Here is a 17,241-nt window from a genome sequence, read left to right on the forward strand (position 1 = left end):
CGCCTCTGCGTCGACAAGAATTTGAGAGTAAATTCGAGCCGCGTGCCATGCGGCTCGAGTTCGACGATAAGATTAGGTGACGGTTGTTGTCAGCTTGGCATGAGTGTTTGAGTCATCATAGAGAATTTGAACAGAGCCAGAAGCGGGCGTTGTCGAGAAGTGAGCAACCTCGACGAAGGTTCCGCCTGCGGAAGTTCCGTGATCATTAACCTGAAGAGAGGCGCCGCCGCCAGCGACTGCGACGACATTGACCACCGCATCGACTTGCGCTGCAGTCGTGGGGGCATTGGCGCCCAGCGACGCCAGCAATGTGCTTAAATCGATCACGTCGCTTTGGCCGCCCTTCCCACTATAGTCGGTGATCAGGTCCGAGGCAGAAACAGTCAGATGCGACGGATCGATCACGAACGTATCCGCTCCAGCCCCGCCAGTCAGCGTATTGGTGCCGACCCCGCCAATCAACACGTCGTTACCGTCATTGCCGATCAGCGTGTCGTTGCCGAGTCCGCCGAAGAGGACGTTTGCTGCTGCGTCGCCGTTCAGGGTGTCGTTGTAATCGGAGCCGACGATACTCTCGCCCAGCGCGGCGCTAGCTGTATAGATGTGAGAAGCGCCAGAGCCGTCTAGAGAATGGTCCTGTATCCCGCTAGAGGTCAGGGTTATTCCAAGGGCGGCGCTGGCGGCGTCACCGTCTCCGTCAACGACTTGGATGGGGACGTTGAAGCTGACTGGGGCCGATGACGGAACGGCGGATCCGAACTCGCCAATCTTAAATGTGCCTCCGCTCAGATATTGGTACTCAACACTGTTGAATCCACTCGCAGTTGAGATGGCGACATTTGTTCCTACGGCTTGGTTGCCGCTCGTGCCGTAAATGCCGTCGACTGAAACGCTTCCGTTTCCATCCGCATTAAATGTAACGGTGTAAGAATGCCCTCCAATAACATGACTTCCGCTTGATGTGAAAATCCAAGAATCGTTGCCATATGCGACGATGACCTGCGAAATTGTATCTATCGATCTGTCGGCGGGGTTTGTTTCGCCAACAAGGTTAGTGTTTGTGTCGTGATCATCATATGCGGAGATCAGAATCTTTGATCCATTTGTCGCGGTAAACGTCGCCGTCGTGTTATTCGTCGTATAGTGCTGATCGAAGAGGTACCCTCCGCCCACTCCGTTGCGCAAATCTTGAACGAAATCAACGCGGAAGGTTTCTCCTGATCCAACGGAAGCTCCATCGCCAATGCCGCCGCTATTTGCGCTGGTGTTGACGGTGCCGCCTATTCCCGTCAGCAGAAGATCGGAGCTGTTGTTGTCTTTGGGACCGGAGACCGAGTCTCCCGTCGGGACGAAGCCCGTCCAAGCCTTATTGCCGCCGACGAATGCGTAACCATTGCCGCTGAAATTGACCGAAGTGAGACTGTCGACCGTTCCGTTCATGGCCACTGAATAGTGCGCCGTTGCTGGATCAAGCGTAATGGTGAAGACGGCTGTATCGCCTGCGGAGTAGGAGAGCGTCCCGTCACTGTTCGTGTAACCGATCAGCGTATGGCCACCATTCGACAGATGGTAGTAGATCGCTGCTCCACTTGATTTCAGCCCGCTGTCGGCGCCTTCTGCCACGGCAAATGTCACTGTGCCGCCATCGGTGCCGTAATTGTTGGCCAAGGTGTGATCCTGGTCGAGGTCGAATGTGCCCGAATGATTGATACCATTTTGTAGGAGCGCATACGTAGGCGTCGGCGCAGACGGGCCGTCGTCGAGGAAGCTGAGATTGCCGCCGATATCGAGCGTGGCGGCGTTGCTGTCGCCGTCCTTGTCGGTGATGGTCGCGGTCAGCGTCACCAGGCTGGCGGCCGACAGGGTCGCCGGCTCGTTCGGGTTCGCGGTCGGATGGACCACGGCGCGCTGCTGGTCGAGCGTCACGTCGCCATTGGCGGCGACCGTCACGGTGAACACCACCGGACCGCCGGCCCCGGCGCGGCCCTCGACCGTCGTGCCGTTCATCACCAGCACCACGGCCTGGCCGGTCGCGGTGTCGACGAGGCCGCTCGCGCCGGCATTGACGCCCAGCGCATAGGTCACCGTGCCCTGGCCGTCGGCGCCGAAGCTTGGCGTGAAGGCGCCGGCGAAGCTCGCCGTCGCATCGCTCCCCAGCGTCGTCTCGTCGACCGTCAGCGCCGGCGCGTTGCCGGCCACCGCCGCGATCGACGGGCCGTCGTCGAGGAAGCTGAGATTGCCGCCGATATCGAGCGTGGCGGCGTTGCTGTCGCCGTCCTTGTCGGTGATGGTCGCGGTCAGCGTCACCAGGCTGGCGACCGACAGGGTCGCCGGCTCGTTCGGGTTCGCGGTCGGATGGACCACGGCGCGCTGCTGGTCGAGCGTCACGTCGCCATTGGCGGCGACCGTCACGGTGAACACCACCGGACCGCCGGCCCCGGCGCGGCCCTCGACCGTCGTGCCGTTCATCACCAGCACCACGGCCTGGCCGGTCGCGGTGTCGACGAGGCCGCTCGCACCGGCATTGACGCCCAGCGCATAGGTCACCGTGCCCTGGCCGTCGGCGCCGAAGCTTGGCGTGAAGGCGCCGGCGAAGCTCGCCGTCGCATCGCTCCCGAGCGTCGTCTCGTCGACCGTCAGCGCCGGCGCATTGCCGGCCACCGCCGCGATCGACGGGCCGTCGTCGAGGAAGCTGAGATTGCCGCCGATGTCGAGCGTGGCGGCGTTGCTGTCGCCGTCCTTGTCGGTGATGGTCGCGGTCAGCGTCACCAGGCTGGCGGCCGACAGGGTCGCCGGCTCGTTCGGGTTCGCGGTCGGATGGACCACGGCGCGCTGCTGGTCGAGCGTCACGTCGCCATTGGCGGCGACCGTCACGGTGAACACCACCGGACCGCCGGCCCCGGCGCGGCCCTCGACCGTCGTGCCGTTCATCACCAGCACCACGGCCTGGCCGGTCGCGGTGTCGACGAGGCCGCTCGCACCGGCATTGACGCCCAGCGCATAGGTCACCGTGCCCTGGCCGTCGGCGCCGAAGCTCGGCGTGAAGGCGCCGGCGAAGCTCGCCGTCGCATCGCTCCCCAGCGTGGTCTCGTCGACCGTCAGCGCCGGCGCATTGCCGGCCACCGCCGCGATCGACGGGCCGTCGTCGAGGAAGCTGAGATTGCCGCCGATGTCGAGCGTGGCGGCGTTGCTGTCGCCGTCCTTGTCGGTGATGGTCGCGGTCAGCGTCACCAGGCTGGCGGCCGACAGGGTCGCCGGCTCGTTCGGGTTCGCGGTCGGATGGACCACGGCGCGCTGCTGGTCGAGCGTCACGTCGCCATTGGCGGCGACCGTCACGGTGAACACCACCGGACCGCCGGCCCCGGCGCGGCCCTCGACCGTCGTGCCGTTCATCACCAGCACCACGGCCTGGCCGGTCGCGGTGTCGACGAGGCCGCTCGCACCGGCATTGACGCCCAGCGCATAGGTCACCGTGCCCTGGCCGTCGGCGCCGAAGCTCGGCGTGAAGGCGCCGGCGAAGCTCGCCGTCGCATCGCTCCCCAGCGTGGTCTCGTCGACCGTCAGCGCCGGCGCATTGCCGGCCACCGCCGCGATCGACGGGCCGTCGTCGAGGAAGCTGAGATTGCCGCCGATGTCGAGCGTGGCGGCGTTGCTGTCGCCGTCCTTGTCGGTGATGGTCGCGGTCAGCGTCACCAGGCTGGCGGCCGACAGGGTCGCCGGCTCGTTCGGGTTCGCGGTCGGATGGACCACGGCGCGCTGCTGGTCGAGCGTCACGTCGCCATTGGCGGCGACCGTCACGGTGAACACCACCGGACCGCCGGCCCCGGCGCGGCCCTCGACCGTCGTGCCGTTCATCACCAGCACCACGGCCTGGCCGGTCGCGGTGTCGACGAGGCCGCTCGCACCGGCATTGACGCCCAGCGCATAGGTCACCGTGCCCTGGCCGTCGGCGCCGAAGCCCGGCGTGAAGGCGCCGGCGAAGCTCGCCGTCGCATCGCTCCCCAGCGTCGTCTCGTCGACCGTCAGCGCCGGCGCGTTGCCGGCCACCGCCGCGATCGACGGGCCGTCGTCGAGGAAGCTGAGATTGCCGCCGATATCGAGCGTGGCGGCGTTGCTGTCGCCGTCCTTGTCGGTGATGGTCGCGGTCAGCGTCACCAGGCTGGCGGCCGACAGGGTCGCCGGCTCGTTCGGGTTCGCGGTCGGATGGACCACGGCGCGCTGCTGGTCGAGCGTCACGTCGCCATTGGCGGCGACCGTCACGGTGAACACCACCGGACCGCCGGCCCCGGCGCGGCCCTCGACCGTCGTGCCGTTCATCACCAGCACCACGGCCTGGCCGGTCGCGGTGTCGACGAGGCCGCTCGCGCCGGCATTGACGCCCAGCGCATAGGTCACCGTGCCCTGGCCGTCGGCGCCGAAGCTCGGCGTGAAGGCGCCGGCGAAGCTCGCCGTCGCATCGCTCCCGAGCGTCGTCTCGTCGACCGTCAGCGCCGGCGCATTGCCGGCCACCGCCGCGATCGACGGGCCGTCGTCGAGGAAGCTGAGATTGCCGCCGATATCGAGCGTGGCGGCGTTGCTGTCGCCGTCCTTGTCGGTGATGGTCGCGGTCAGCGTCACCAGGCTGGCGGCCGACAGGGTCGCCGGCTCGTTCGGGTTCGCGGTCGGATGGACCACGGCGCGCTGCTGGTCGAGCGTCACGTCGCCATTGGCGGCGACCGTCACGGTGAACACCACCGGACCGCCGGCCCCGGCGCGGCCCTCGACCGTCGTGCCGTTCATCACCAGCACCACGGCCTGGCCGGTCGCGGTGTCGACGAGGCCGCTCGCGCCGGCATTGACGCCCAGCGCATAGGTCACCGTGCCCTGGCCGTCGGCGCCGAAGCTCGGCGTGAAGGCGCCGGCGAAGCTCGCCGTCGCATCGCTCCCCAGCGTCGTCTCGTCGACCGTCAGCGCCGGCGCATTGCCGGCCACCGCCGCGATCGACGGGCCGTCGTCGAGGAAGCTGAGATTGCCGCCGATGTCGAGCGTGGCGGCGTTGCTGTCGCCGTCCTTGTCGGTGATGGTCGCGGTCAGCGTCACCAGGCTGGCGGCCGACAGGGTCGCCGGCTCGTTCGGGTTCGCGGTCGGATGGACCACGGCGCGCTGCTGGTCGAGCGTCACGTCGCCATTGGCGGCGACCGTCACGGTGAACACCACCGGACCGCCGGCCCCGGCGCGGCCCTCGACCGTCGTGCCGTTCATCACCAGCACCACGGCCTGGCCGGTCGCGGTGTCGACGAGGCCGCTCGCGCCGGCATTGACGCCCAGCGCATAGGTCACCGTGCCCTGGCCGTCGGCGCCGAAGCCCGGCGTGAAGGCGCCGGCGAAGCTCGCCGTCGCATCGCTCCCCAGCGTGGTCTCGTCGACCGTCAGCGCCGGCGCGTTGCCGGCCACCGCCGCGATCGACGGGCCGTCGTCGAGGAAGCTGAGATTGCCGCCGATATCGAGCGTGGCGGCGTTGCTGTCGCCGTCCTTGTCGGTGATGGTCGCGGTCAGCGTCACCAGGCTGGCGGCCGACAGGGTCGCCGGCTCGTTCGGGTTCGCGGTCGGATGGACCACGGCGCGCTGCTGGTCGAGCGTCACGTCGCCATTGGCGGCGACCGTCACGGTGAACACCACCGGACCGCCGGCCCCGGCGCGGCCCTCGACCGTCGTGCCGTTCATCACCAGCACCACGGCCTGGCCGGTCGCGGTGTCGACGAGGCCGCTCGCACCGGCATTGACGCCCAGCGCATAGGTCACCGTGCCCTGGCCGTCGGCGCCGAAGCCCGGCGTGAAGGCGCCGGCGAAGCTCGCCGTCGCATCGCTCCCCAGCGTGGTCTCGTCGACCGTCAGCGCCGGCGCGTTGCCGGCCACCGCCGCGATCGACGGGCCGTCGTCGAGGAAGCTGAGATTGCCGCCGATATCGAGCGTGGCGGCGTTGCTGTCGCCGTCCTTGTCGGTGATGGTCGCGGTCAGCGTCACCAGGCTGGCGGCCGACAGGGTCGCCGGCTCGTTCGGGTTCGCGGTCGGATGGACCACGGCGCGCTGCTGGTCGAGCGTCACGTCGCCATTGGCGGCGACCGTCACGGTGAACACCACCGGACCGCCGGCCCCGGCGCGGCCCTCGACCGTCGTGCCGTTCATCACCAGCACCACGGCCTGGCCGGTCGCGGTGTCGACGAGGCCGCTCGCACCGGCATTGACGCCCAGCGCATAGGTCACCGTGCCCTGGCCGTCGGCGCCGAAGCCCGGCGTGAAGGCGCCGGCGAAGCTCGCCGTCGCATCGCTCCCCAGCGTGGTCTCGTCGACCGTCAGCGCCGGCGCGTTGCCGGCCACCGCCGCGATCGACGGGCCGTCGTCGAGGAAGCTGAGATTGCCGCCGATATCGAGCGTGGCGGCGTTGCTGTCGCCGTCCTTGTCGGTGATGGTCGCGGTCAGCGTCACCAGGCTGGCGGCCGACAGGGTCGCCGGCTCGTTCGGGTTCGCGGTCGGATGGACCACGGCGCGCTGCTGGTCGAGCGTCACGTCGCCATTGGCGGCGACCGTCACGGTGAACACCACCGGACCGCCGGCCCCGGCGCGGCCCTCGACCGTCGTGCCGTTCATCACCAGCACCACGGCCTGGCCGGTCGCGGTGTCGACGAGGCCGCTCGCGCCGGCATTGACGCCCAGCGCATAGGTCACCGTGCCCTGGCCGTCGGCGCCGAAGCCCGGCGTGAAGGCGCCGGCGAAGCTCGCCGTCGCATCGCTCCCCAGCGTCGTCTCGTCGACCGTCAGCGCCGGCGCGTTGCCGGCCACCGCCGCGATCGACGGGCCGTCGTCGAGGAAGCTGAGATTGCCGCCGATATCGAGCGTGGCGGCGTTGCTGTCGCCGTCCTTGTCGGTGATGGTCGCGGTCAGCGTCACCAGGCTGGCGGCCGACAGGGTCGCCGGCTCGTTCGGGTTCGCGGTCGGATGGACCACGGCGCGCTGCTGGTCGAGCGTCACGTCGCCATTGGCGGCGACCGTCACGGTGAACACCACCGGACCGCCGGCCCCGGCGCGGCCCTCGACCGTCGTGCCGTTCATCACCAGCACCACGGCCTGGCCGGTCGCGGTGTCGACGAGGCCGCTCGCACCGGCATTGACGCCCAGCGCATAGGTCACCGTGCCCTGGCCGTCGGCGCCGAAGCTTGGCGTGAAGGCGCCGGCGAAGCTCGCCGTCGCATCGCTCCCGAGCGTCGTCTCGTCGACCGTCAGCGCCGGCGCATTGCCGGCCACCGCCGCGATCGACGGGCCGTCGTCGAGGAAGCTGAGATTGCCGCCGATGTCGAGCGTGGCGGCGTTGCTGTCGCCGTCCTTGTCGGTGATGGTCGCGGTCAGCGTCACCAGGCTGGCGGCCGACAGGGTCGCCGGCTCGTTCGGGTTCGCGGTCGGATGGACCACGGCGCGCTGCTGGTCGAGCGTCACGTCGCCATTGGCGGCGACCGTCACGGTGAACACCACCGGACCGCCGGCCCCGGCGCGGCCCTCGACCGTCGTGCCGTTCATCACCAGCACCACGGCCTGGCCGGTCGCGGTGTCGACGAGGCCGCTCGCACCGGCATTGACGCCCAGCGCATAGGTCACCGTGCCCTGGCCGTCGGCGCCGAAGCTTGGCGTGAAGGCGCCGGCGAAGCTCGCCGTCGCATCGCTCCCGAGCGTGGTCTCGTCGACCGTCAGCGCCGGCGCGTTGCCGGCCACCGCCGCGATCGACGGGCCGTCGTCGAGGAAGCTGAGATTGCCGCCGATATCGAGCGTGGCGGCGTTGCTGTCGCCGTCCTTGTCGGTGATGGTCGCGGTCAGCGTCACCAGGCTGGCGACCGACAGGGTCGCCGGCTCGTTCGGGTTCGCGGTCGGATGGACCACGGCGCGCTGCTGGTCGAGCGTCACGTCGCCATTGGCGGCGACCGTCACGGTGAACACCACCGGACCGCCGGCCCCGGCGCGGCCCTCGACCGTCGTGCCGTTCATCACCAGCACCACGGCCTGGCCGGTCGCGGTGTCGACGAGGCCGCTCGCACCGGCATTGACGCCCAGCGCATAGGTCACCGTGCCCTGGCCGTCGGCGCCGAAGCCCGGCGTGAAGGCGCCGGCGAAGCTCGCCGTCGCATCGCTCCCGAGCGTGGTCTCGTCGACCGTCAGCGCCGGCGCATTGCCGGCCACCGCCGCGATCGACGGGCCGTCGTCGAGGAAGCTGAGATTGCCGCCGATATCGAGCGTGGCGGCGTTGCTGTCGCCGTCCTTGTCGGTGATGGTCGCGGTCAGCGTCACCAGGCTGGCGGCCGACAGGGTCGCCGGCTCGTTCGGGTTCGCGGTCGGATGGACCACGGCGCGCTGCTGGTCGAGCGTCACGTCGCCATTGGCGGCGACCGTCACGGTGAACACCACCGGACCGCCGGCCCCGGCGCGGCCCTCGACCGTCGTGCCGTTCATCACCAGCACCACGGCCTGGCCGGTCGCGGTGTCGACGAGGCCGCTCGCGCCGGCATTGACGCCCAGCGCATAGGTCACCGTGCCCTGGCCGTCGGCGCCGAAGCTTGGCGTGAAGGCGCCGGCGAAGCTCGCCGTCGCATCGCTCCCCAGCGTCGTCTCGTCGACCGTCAGCGCCGGCGCGTTGCCGGCCACCGCCGCGATCGACGGGCCGTCGTCGAGGAAGCTGAGATTGCCGCCGATATCGAGCGTGGCGGCGTTGCTGTCGCCGTCCTTGTCGGTGATGGTCGCGGTCAGCGTCACCAGGCTGGCGACCGACAGGGTCGCCGGCTCGTTCGGGTTCGCGGTCGGATGGACCACGGCGCGCTGCTGGTCGAGCGTCACGTCGCCATTGGCGGCGACCGTCACGGTGAACACCACCGGACCGCCGGCCCCGGCGCGGCCCTCGACCGTCGTGCCGTTCATCACCAGCACCACGGCCTGGCCGGTCGCGGTGTCGACGAGGCCGCTCGCACCGGCATTGACGCCCAGCGCATAGGTCACCGTGCCCTGGCCGTCGGCGCCGAAGCTTGGCGTGAAGGCGCCGGCGAAGCTCGCCGTCGCATCGCTCCCGAGCGTCGTCTCGTCGACCGTCAGCGCCGGCGCATTGCCGGCCACCGCCGCGATCGACGGGCCGTCGTCGAGGAAGCTGAGATTGCCGCCGATGTCGAGCGTGGCGGCGTTGCTGTCGCCGTCCTTGTCGGTGATGGTCGCGGTCAGCGTCACCAGGCTGGCGGCCGACAGGGTCGCCGGCTCGTTCGGGTTCGCGGTCGGATGGACCACGGCGCGCTGCTGGTCGAGCGTCACGTCGCCATTGGCGGCGACCGTCACGGTGAACACCACCGGACCGCCGGCCCCGGCGCGGCCCTCGACCGTCGTGCCGTTCATCACCAGCACCACGGCCTGGCCGGTCGCGGTGTCGACGAGGCCGCTCGCACCGGCATTGACGCCCAGCGCATAGGTCACCGTGCCCTGGCCGTCGGCGCCGAAGCTCGGCGTGAAGGCGCCGGCGAAGCTCGCCGTCGCATCGCTCCCCAGCGTGGTCTCGTCGACCGTCAGCGCCGGCGCATTGCCGGCCACCGCCGCGATCGACGGGCCGTCGTCCGTCACAGCGATCTGCACGCTGCCCTGGGCAGTCCCAGCCCCCGTCTGGACGACGACGTTAATCGAGCCAAGATCAACCGTCTGAAGCCCACCGCCCGGTGCATGCGGCAGCGGTCCCAGCAAAGTGGCTGTAATAACGATCTCCGCCGTTCCAGTTGCCTGCCCGGAAACAGGCTCGATCTGGAGCAGGACGGTATCGACGCCTCCGACCCGGCCGACGATGGCGGTATCCGACAGTCGAACCCAAACGATATCCGCGCCCGGAAGGCCGTTTATCTCCGTCTGCAACGAACCAAGATCGGGAGCAAAATGGACACCGGATACCGGCAGCGAGCCGGTGTTGAAGGAGAGAGCGGCACGCCCGATTTCGTCCGGACGGGCGCTGTCGGATCCACTTGAGAGCGCCGCTTCCGAAAGCGTTACGCTAGCGGTCGACGATAGTGCGCTCGGACCAACGCTAAGCCTGCGCACGCTGCCGATTTCGCGTTGCTCAAGGGTGGGAAACTGCAGGTCCGTCGGGGGGAGCAGGTCCGTAAGACCGAAGAAGCTACCAACATTGCCATTTGGGACCGAAAAGTTGCCGCCGGAGCTGCCAACATTGGAGGCCTGTGCGCCCGAGGGGCCTGCGGCGGCGACGATCCCTTGACTGCTGAAAACAGCTGCCAGCGTCTCAACGGGCACTTCAACATCGCCTACCATCAAGGTCGGGACGTTCGAAACGCCATTGTCGATCACAATCGAACGACCATCGGCCTGCTTCAGGACGATGTCCTTGCCGGCGATCTCGATGTTCTCGAGCGATGTTCCCTGGGGAAGGCGGACGACCTTTGAAGTTGCAGCATCGAAATGCACCGCGGGAGGCGGTGCGACGGGGGGCGGGGAGACTTGAGTGGGAGGCGATACCGGCTGGTCAGCCGGCCTTGGCTCCGCTTGCGTCGTAGCCTGCGCCAGCTGGACGCGGCCACCAAGATCGGAAACGCCAACGGCTGCCCCTTGCGCAGCCTCGACAAGCCCTTCAAAGCCGCTATCGCCAAGACCTTCGGTCATGATGCCACCCACTCGCCCTTACGCTTGGTCATACGCTTTGCCGGTTTTCTATCGCGAGGCAATAGTTTCCGTATAATATGATATAACAGTGGGGCGGAAAATTTACGGATGCTTAACAACTAAGGCAGGCACGCTTGGGTGAGCATGGCTTCTAAAAGCATCGGCCGATGTTATGGCTTTGCGTCGGCCGTCGAGCGCGGTGCGGAAACGCCAGCTCGCCGCAGCCGTATGCCGGGCGGACAGATGGAGCTGCGAAATCGACGCAAGGAAGGCAGATCGGATTCTCGCCAGGTGAGCGATGATGCGATCGATAGATCAGGAGGAGGACGCTTTTCGGCTCATGCCGTGAATGTAAGTCTCCCCCGCGATGAAAGAGAGTAGCGGCTTGTACTCTTTCACGTCGGTGTCGTTCCGCGCTCCCGGAGCGATGTTGTCGAGCACGATCTGCCCTGCTGCGGTGTTTACCACCAAGATGGCATGATCCTGGCCTGTAGCCGGAATTTTGACGAGCTGCAGCCGAAGCTGTGAACGGTCGAAACCGGCGGCGCGCAGCATCCACATCTTGAGAATGGCGTATCCTTTGCAGTCGCCCGCACCGCGCTGAAGCAGTTCCCCAGCCGTGGCCCAATAGTCTGGTACGCCATAGTTGTCCAAGTCACTGCGGTATTTCAGTCGAGCGTTGACGGCTGCGTTGATCGATCGGATCGCGGCCTGATCGTCTTGTTGCCGGGCCACGGCGACGGTCTCGATCAACTGCTGCCGCAACCTGGATCCGCAAGTGGCCCATTCGGCTTGGCACTCGCCTTCAAAATAGGAATCCGCCCGTTCCTGCAGGACCGCGCGCCAACGCTGCGTCAATGGCGCGTTGGCGATCAGAAGCGTGACCGATCCCAAAACGTCGCGGGGTACCGCGAGCTTACTGCGATCGCGTTTGCCCGAAGGGAACGAGGTTGTACCGAGGCGCTTCCAATAAGTTGCGGCCGAGGACGATGCCTCGGTTGCGGTCTCGGCGAGAGGAAGGGAGACGGACAGAAGACTGGAAACGCCAAATCCAGCGCTCAGACCGGCCGCGCCTGCATCCCCCGACGGTGGCACAGGCAACCCGGGCGGCATGCCATCGACAGGGAACGCCGCAGCGAAAAATGGCAGCGAGAGCTTTGGCGATGTCAGGTCGACACGCTGCTCGGCGGCGGTGCTCGCCAAGGCCGCGTTCGAGGCCATGATCGCGGCGATCGACAGAGCCGCGAAGCCGCCCTTGATCAAGTTTTTCAGGTGCCGTTCTACCCAGGCCATCATCGCAACTCCCGAACAGGGAGGGATGATGCGGGCTATTCAGCTGAATCAGCTGAAATAATCAGATAAAAATTTATGCAGGTGCCGGAATTTATACTCGTATTATATTCTATAAATTCAATGGCAAGAAATGAAGTGCAATCTGCAGAAACTTTTATATCAAAAATTCATCATAAATGGAGTTATTCAGAAGGGGTCAGTAATTGCTTCAGCACGCGATGCGGTTTCCCGAGTGCCGTCCAGGTTTTTGGAGCCACCGATTCCTCGTTCCTTCGGGGGCCGTTTGGAATCTTGGCGGTGCGGGGCTGCGTTCAAGGCCGTGCATGAAGTGGAAAGCGGCAGATCCGCAAAACTGGATGGCGGGGCAAATACGCCAGGCTTCCTGCCTTCAAGCTTTAGCCGGCGGCAGGACCGAGCAAAGAACTAAGCCGATCCGGATAGCCGCATCGCCTGAACCTGTGATGGTCTCAACCAGGATCATGTATGGCGACAGCTCGAGCGTTGGATCTGCTCGTTGAACATATCCCTTTCGAGAAACGCGTTCTCGTCCGTAGCCCACGGTGGAGCACCGATTTCCGTATGCGCATCCGCTGGTTTTCGAGCTCGTTGACAGGCCCGTAAAATATAGCTGCGCATCTTGGGGCCGGGCGGAACGGCGTGTCGAGTCTAACTCTTCTGGCGAACCGGGGACTCAAAGGCGCGGGCCCGATCCAGCAATTCGTCGAAATTTGTTTCACTGGGCAATCGTTCGACGGCGGCGACCGCAATTTCGGGCATGGCCTGGCCAAGCAGCAACGGCGGCTGAGCGGCAACGGCATTCTTCAGCCGATGTGCGATGCTGATCGCGGTGGGCGTGGTGGCACCGAGCAGCAGAACGCAGAACTCCGAGGCCGAAACCCGCGCTACGATATCATAGGGCCGAACGAAGCTCTTCAGGGTGTCGGCGACATGGAGCTCGATAGTTTCAACGGCGCTTCCGACCCCTTGCGCTTTGAGCATGTCGTAGCCGTCGATCTTCAACAGGATAAGAGAAAGTGCATTGTCCTCGCGCTGGGCGCGGCTGAATTCCTGCATGGCCCGGATCTGCAGCCATCTCCGGTTGCCAAGCCCGGTGACGGGATCGATATCCTGCAGGCGCTCGACCTCCAGGCGATATTTGCCGATTTCGTCATTTGCCTTCTGCGCTTCCGCTACCAGATCATCGGCGATGCCTGCACGACTGGTCGCGGCGGAGCCGTCGCCTGCAAGGACCCGGCTCGCAGCCTTCATCTGCCGAAGCAGCCGGGCCAGGGAGCGCATGGTTCCGGCCAGCGCGATCGCGGAGGCCGATCCGAGGCCGAGGGGCAGCCATGGCGGCAGGGGTGTTCCAAGAGCCAGAGCCGAACCGGATGCGACGACGCTAGCCGCGATGCTGGTCGCCAGGATGCCACCCCAGATCTTGAGGCCGGGCATTCCATTGTGTTCGTCGCGCGCAGCGTGCTCGGAAGGGGAGGATGTCATAGGTCGCTCTTGGGTGGTTCTCGTAACGTCTATAGGCCACAAGATCCGTAGCTAATGTCCTGCAAATTTCGGTAAATTTCAGTAACGAGAAGTCGTTTACGTTAAATCTTGATGTCCGCAGTGAGTTTTCTCGTCTTGTTGCCGCCTTTGTGGTAGCTGAATTGGGGCCGGCGTAGCTGGGCCTGTCATCATGCGCGGGAGCGCTATCCACGTGACGTCGATCCTTGGCCGCGAAAGGCTGCGCTCCGTTCCCTGGCTTCGCATCGGAAAGGAGAAGCGGAGTTTTCGTATGCGCGATCGGCCGCCGCGGTTGGCCTCACAGGCGATCCGGCTGATCGGCGCGTTCCTCGTGGCGGGGCTCGTGTGGGCGAATTTCTCCCATGTCGAAGAAATCACCCGCGGGTCCGGAAAGGTCATTCCGTCGGCACGCACGCAGGTCATTCAAAGTTCAGAGGCAGGAGTGGTTCGCGATATCTTCGTGCGTCAGGGGCAACGGGTTGCCCAAGGCGAGCTCCTGATCCGGCTCGATGATACGCCAAATGCGGCGAAGGCAGGTGAGGCGGAGGCGCAAGGACGAGCGCTGCGGGCACAGATTGCGCGTCTTGAGACAGAGACTGCTGGTCCGGAATCGCCATTTGAATGCCCGAAGGATATCGAAGAGGCAGTGCCTGCCATCTGTCAGAACGAGCGTAAGCTGCTAACCGCTCGGCAGGAGAATACCCGCGCACGTATTGAGAGCTTCAAGGAACGACTGGAGCAACGCAAGCGAGAAGTGGGAGAAGTCACGGCGCAGATTCAGCGTTTCACAGAATCGCTCGTGCTTGCCGAAAAGGAACTCGCCATCATCGCGCCAATGGCGAGCAGGAACATGGTCTCCCAACTCGAGCTCATCCGCACGCAGCGGCAGGTGGTTGAGCTGAAGGGGCAGTTGAGTGGAGCCAAGGAAACATCGGCAAAGCTGGAGGCGGCGTTACGAGAGGCCGGCTTGCAGGTCGCCGAGCAAACCTCGCAATTCCAGCGTGAAGCCCTGGCCGAGTTGACGGCTCGTAAAGCGGAATGGTCTGTGGTGCAGGAAACCCTTCGGGGTGCGGAAGAGCGCGTCCGCCGTACGGATATCCGCTCATCCGTCGATGGCGTCGTGAACTCTCTGGCAGTGAATACCGTGGGTGCCTATGTCAATCCAGGCGAGCGATTGCTCGACATCGTGCCATCCGATGGGAAGCTGCTGATCGAGGCACGGGTCAAACCGTCCGATATCGCCTTCATTGTAGCCGGACAAAAGGCTTTGATCAAAATCTCGGCCTACGATTTCTACCAATATGGTGGCTTGAACGGCATCGTTGAGCAGGTCTCTGCCGACAGTATCTATGATGCGAATTCAAAGGAAACTTTCTACGTCGTTCTTGTTCGAAGTGACGAGACTAAATTAAAATTCGGGCGATCTAATCATTCTGTCATCCCAGGCATGACTGCGGATGTCGATATCATCACAGGCGAAAAGACTGTTCTCACCTACTTGCTCAAGCCTATCAATCGGGCCAGGCATGAGGCATTGACCGAACGCTGATGGATAATGCCGAGGAGAAGACGGGTCCGAACAGTGTTCTCGAACAACGTTTTCGCCTGCTGACAATCGCCGGCCGTCGCCGTGCCTTCAAGCTAGAACCTGCATTCTGGCGGGCGCTCGAGCAAATGGCGCGCCAGCGAGAGGAGCGGCTTCCGACATTGGTCGCTCAACTCGTTGGCGACGGGGCAGGCAATGCGACCGCGCGACTGCGCGTTGCCGCTGTCGAGTGGTATGCTCAACAATCTCAAGCGAGCCGGGTGCAGAAGCAGAAGGGACTGTGGCAACGCGTCATCGATTTGATGAGTGAGCCAGCCTTCATCATTGATCAGAGCAAGCGAATCTTGCTCTTCAACGGCGCAATGCGGGCGCTCGTCATCGATTCAGGGGCACATTCTCAAATCCGCCTTGAGCTTTCCGCTGAAGTTGGACGTATTTTGGCTGTTTTCAGGGAGAACGAGCAGAAGGTCTTGTCCATACCGGGGGTGCTAACCACAGGGCAACGTCCCCTCCAGGCTAAGATTCGCATAACACTGCTGGAGCAGGTCGACGGGCGGGCGCTTCTTCTCTGTGCCCTTCGCACTCTACCATCAGAGAGCAATAGATGAGCGGGCTTGATGGCATAAACGGGAACGCTCCCTGGACGGGAACGAGATCGGGGACATTTTGCCGACGCCGGAACTTCGGGACGCCCGTTTCATGCGCAGCCTGCTGGCGGCGTCGGACGATTGCATCAAGGTCATAGACCTCGACGGCAAGCTCTCCTTCATGAGCGAAGGCGGCCAGCGCATCATGGAAGTCAGCGACTTCAATGCTATCAAGGGCTGCCCCTGGCCAGATTTCTGGGCTGACCAGGGCAACGCCGAAGCCAAGTTCGCGATCGAGGAAGCGCGTGCTGGTCGCAGCTATCGCTTTCAGGGCGCTGCCAATACGGCCGCCGGCAATCCACGGTTCTGGGACGTCCAAGTTGGCCCGATCCTAGGCCCGGATGGAAAACCCGAGGCGATCCTGTCCGTGTCGCGAGATATCACGGCCATCAAGGAGGGCGAGCAACGCCAGCGTCTGCTCGCGCTTGAACTTAAGCATCGGATGAAGAACACCGTCGCCATGATTCAGGCGATCGCCAATCAGACGATCCGTGGTGGTCCCGAGGTGGATGCGCTCAAGGAGGCCTTCATCGCAAGGCTGAACACGATGGCCTCGGCACAGGACATCCTGACCCAGACCGTCTGGGCGAGGGCGAGCCTGGCATATCTCGTCGAAGAGTCTCTGAAAGGGCAAAGCGACCTGTCGCGCTTCCGCATCGACGGGCCGCCGGTGGAACTCTCGTCCAAGACTGCCCTGGCGATGGCGCTCGCGCTCCATGAGCTGGCGACCAATGCCGCGAAATACGGCGCTCTCAGGCAGGATGGCGGACGGATCGACATAACCTGGTCGGTTGAAGACGGTCAGTTCGCATTCGAGTGGCGTGAGAGCGGCGGACCACTGGTCGAGCCGCCAACCCGCCGCGGCTTCGGATCGCGCATGATCGAGCGCGCTTTGGCGGGATATTTCAGCGGGGCAGCCGCCATGGACTATCAGCCGGCCGGAGTGGTCTTCTCGCTTCGCGGCCCCATCGACGCGCTCATTGCCGACTGATCAGGCCGTCGACCGGAAGGCTGCGATGACTTCGGCTGCCCGGTATGGCTTCCTGATATACTGAACGTTCTCGGGCAGCTCGCCTTCGTGCGGCATGACGCGACCGCTTGCGACGACGATGAGGATGGGCGGCCAGCCCAGTCGCACGACATGCGCCAGCTTCATGCCATCCATGGACCCCGGCATCTCGATGTCGGTGAATACGATGGCTATGTCGTGGCGGGCTTTGAGGGTCGCGATTGCTTCCTCGGCATGGACAGCCTCGACCACCTCGAAACCAGCCTCCTCGATGAAGTCGACGGCGTCCATCCGGAGGAGAGGCTCGTCTTCAACGATCAGGACGACTAGTTTCGACATCATGTGCTTTCGAGAGTGACTCTCAGCCAACTGCCGACGTGAGCTCTTGTTGCCTCGCATTGCAAAGAATTGCGCCGTTTGTCCCGCCCGCAGCGGCGGGGTGGGCACCGGGATTCCGGGAATAACGGGTTTCAGGCGGGCTTCTGCTCGTGGCGCAGACTGCGGATGTCATTTGGCAGGCGGAAGTCTAGCGGGCGGAACTCCTGATTTCGATCGTTTCAGTGTCC

The 17,241-nt window shown here is 65.1% G+C and carries 8 protein-coding genes; 4 read left to right on the forward strand and 4 right to left on the reverse strand.

Annotated elements, in window-relative coordinates; translation table 11 throughout:
- Positions 1–72: 72 nt before the first annotated feature.
- On the reverse strand, positions 73–9,633 hold the full coding sequence (locus FHT98_RS15145) for a DUF5801 repeats-in-toxin domain-containing protein (RefSeq protein WP_142114540.1): 9,561 nt from the start codon (positions 9,631–9,633) through the stop codon (positions 73–75).
- A gap of 468 nt (positions 9,634–10,101) precedes the next feature.
- Here FHT98_RS15145 and FHT98_RS15150 point away from each other — a divergent pair, with 468 nt between their 5' ends.
- A complete protein-coding gene (locus FHT98_RS15150) occupies positions 10,102–10,446 on the forward strand; it encodes a hypothetical protein (protein WP_142114541.1) in 345 nt (114 codons plus the stop codon).
- Between the two features lie 531 nt (positions 10,447–10,977).
- Here FHT98_RS15150 and FHT98_RS15155 read toward each other — a convergent pair.
- Both FHT98_RS15155 and FHT98_RS15160 read right to left on the reverse strand, forming a co-directional pair.
- Positions 10,978–11,958 carry a transglutaminase-like cysteine peptidase gene (locus FHT98_RS15155; protein ID WP_142114542.1) on the reverse strand — a complete coding sequence of 327 codons (981 nt, stop codon included), beginning with the start codon at positions 11,956–11,958 and terminating at the stop codon, positions 10,978–10,980.
- A 663-nt stretch (positions 11,959–12,621) separates the two neighbouring features.
- Positions 12,622–13,455 (reverse strand): GGDEF domain-containing protein, encoded by an 834-nt coding sequence (locus FHT98_RS15160; protein WP_082617310.1) that lies wholly within the window; start codon positions 13,453–13,455, stop codon positions 12,622–12,624.
- Positions 13,456–13,666: 211 nt separating this feature from the next.
- On the opposite strand from FHT98_RS15160, the gene FHT98_RS15165 reads away from it, so the two are divergent.
- The 3 genes from FHT98_RS15165 to FHT98_RS15175 all read left to right on the forward strand — a co-directional run bounded on the left by FHT98_RS15165 (position 13,667) and on the right by FHT98_RS15175 (position 16,657).
- On the forward strand, positions 13,667–15,022 hold the full coding sequence (locus FHT98_RS15165) for an HlyD family type I secretion periplasmic adaptor subunit (RefSeq protein ID WP_248309232.1): 1,356 nt from the start codon (positions 13,667–13,669) through the stop codon (positions 15,020–15,022).
- Positions 15,022–15,627 carry a ribbon-helix-helix domain-containing protein gene (locus FHT98_RS15170; protein ID WP_142114543.1) on the forward strand — a complete coding sequence of 202 codons (606 nt, stop codon included), beginning with the start codon at positions 15,022–15,024 and terminating at the stop codon, positions 15,625–15,627. Before FHT98_RS15165 ends, FHT98_RS15170 begins: the two co-directional genes overlap by 1 nt.
- A 91-nt stretch (positions 15,628–15,718) precedes the next feature.
- Entirely contained in the window at positions 15,719–16,657 is a 939-nt protein-coding gene (locus tag FHT98_RS15175) for a sensor histidine kinase (RefSeq protein WP_061966604.1), read from the forward strand.
- On the opposite strand, the gene FHT98_RS15180 is transcribed toward FHT98_RS15175, so the two are convergent.
- On the reverse strand, positions 16,658–17,017 hold the full coding sequence (locus FHT98_RS15180) for a response regulator (protein ID WP_142115778.1): 360 nt from the start codon (positions 17,015–17,017) through the stop codon (positions 16,658–16,660). It lies immediately after the preceding gene.
- Positions 17,018–17,241: the final 224 nt, after the last annotated feature.

The organism is Allobosea sp. AK1 (assembly GCF_006714945.1).
GTDB lineage: Bacteria > Pseudomonadota > Alphaproteobacteria > Rhizobiales > Beijerinckiaceae > Allobosea > Allobosea robiniae.

What these genes read in the sequence shown, in the direction of transcription:
- FHT98_RS15160 (WP_082617310.1), bottom strand. Translation starts at nt 13,455, where the DNA reads ATGACATCCTCCCCTTCCGAGCACGCTGCGCGCGACGAACACAATGGA.
- FHT98_RS15170 (WP_142114543.1), top strand. Translation starts at nt 15,022, where the DNA reads ATGGATAATGCCGAGGAGAAGACGGGTCCGAACAGTGTTCTCGAACAA.
- FHT98_RS15175 (WP_061966604.1), top strand. Translation starts at nt 15,719, where the DNA reads ATGCGCAGCCTGCTGGCGGCGTCGGACGATTGCATCAAGGTCATAGAC.
- FHT98_RS15155 (WP_142114542.1), bottom strand. Translation starts at nt 11,958, where the DNA reads ATGATGGCCTGGGTAGAACGGCACCTGAAAAACTTGATCAAGGGCGGC.
- FHT98_RS15180 (WP_142115778.1), bottom strand. Translation starts at nt 17,017, where the DNA reads ATGATGTCGAAACTAGTCGTCCTGATCGTTGAAGACGAGCCTCTCCTC.